Genomic DNA, 397 nt, shown 5'->3' on the forward strand with positions numbered 1-397 from the left:
AGATATCGGAGCACCTGTGCAGGATGAAGCAAAAAAGACAGTGACCGGAACATGTTACCCACAGCTTTGTTCTAACGGCAGGATACTTACGCTTACGGATGATTATGGAAGTTGTTCCATTGAGTCTGAAGACAAGCTCTGAGATAGATAATTGAGGTGTGGATATAAGATTAACAAATGAACATGCTCTCTTCACCGTCAAACTCAATAAGCCCGGTATTTCATTGCAGACAAAAGGTTTCAAAGACAGTTTTGAGCTCATGAATAATCTGTACGGTAAAGCTATTATCTGCGTCGTTGATTATGTAAGTTTTAAAAAATCTTTAATAACAGATTGTTATCTGTAATTGTTTTCGTTATTCTGTCATGGTTTTTACAAAGAATAACGGGTTTAGTA

The 397-nt window shown here is 36.8% G+C and carries 1 protein-coding gene; it reads left to right on the forward strand.

Going from position 1 to position 397, the window contains the following annotated elements:
* The first annotated feature begins 158 nt into the window (after positions 1-158).
* A complete protein-coding gene (locus HMPREF9444_RS10325) occupies positions 159-347 on the forward strand; it encodes a hypothetical protein (RefSeq protein WP_009144394.1) in 189 nt (62 codons plus the stop codon).
* Positions 348-397: the final 50 nt, after the last annotated feature.

The organism is Succinatimonas hippei YIT 12066, assembly GCF_000188195.1.
GTDB classification, from domain to species: Bacteria; Pseudomonadota; Gammaproteobacteria; order Enterobacterales; family Succinivibrionaceae; genus Succinatimonas; species Succinatimonas hippei.